At 50.3% G+C, this 576-nt stretch carries 1 protein-coding gene; it reads right to left on the bottom strand.

The genetic code is table 11. From position 1 onward, the window contains the following. Positions 1–575, bottom strand: a 575-nt coding sequence (locus tag R7Z77_RS27230; protein ID WP_318137289.1) for a putative manganese transporter, incomplete at its 3' end; no start/stop codon positions are given. Position 576: the final 1 nt, after the last annotated feature.

Raw genomic sequence — 576 nt, 5'->3', positions numbered from 1 at the left:
ATGCTCGCAGGGATTATCAACCACTTCCAGAATGCGCCTTGAAGATTAATCGCACGTTGCTCTAAAGGCGTGTATCGCTCGCTTTGATGCTGACAACAATGGTGGTGGGCGCTCGCTTGCTTTGGCTCGGGGCGTAGAAAATCATCAGGATGAAATGCGTTGACGATCAAACCCGAAACCGTACCTACCACAATGCCAAGTGCGACGACGCCAACGCCGACGGACGGTTTTGCCGCGAGTAACAAGAATGCCGCATCGCCCATGGTTGATGTCAGTACGGCTACGATTGCGCCAAATCCTACTCGTCCACTAATAAATTGAGTCGTAACAACAATAGCGCCGCCACAGCCCGGAAGCGCACCGAGTAGGGCTGCAAAAAACACCTGATGATGACGAGAGCGATGATAGAGCTGAGTGATGCGATTCGTCTTCGACATAAAGTTGGAGAGGTAATGATAAATCGCCAAGGTTGCTGCGACATAACAAGATACTGCCCAGAAAGAATCGGAAAGCGTGGTCACTGTGATCTCTCGGGTGTTCTCATTCGCTAATAAGACAAGCATGATAATGGGGATG

The sequence above is a fragment of the Vibrio sp. 1401 genome (genome assembly GCF_033340295.1).
This window is presented reverse-complemented; position numbering and strand designations above follow the sequence as displayed.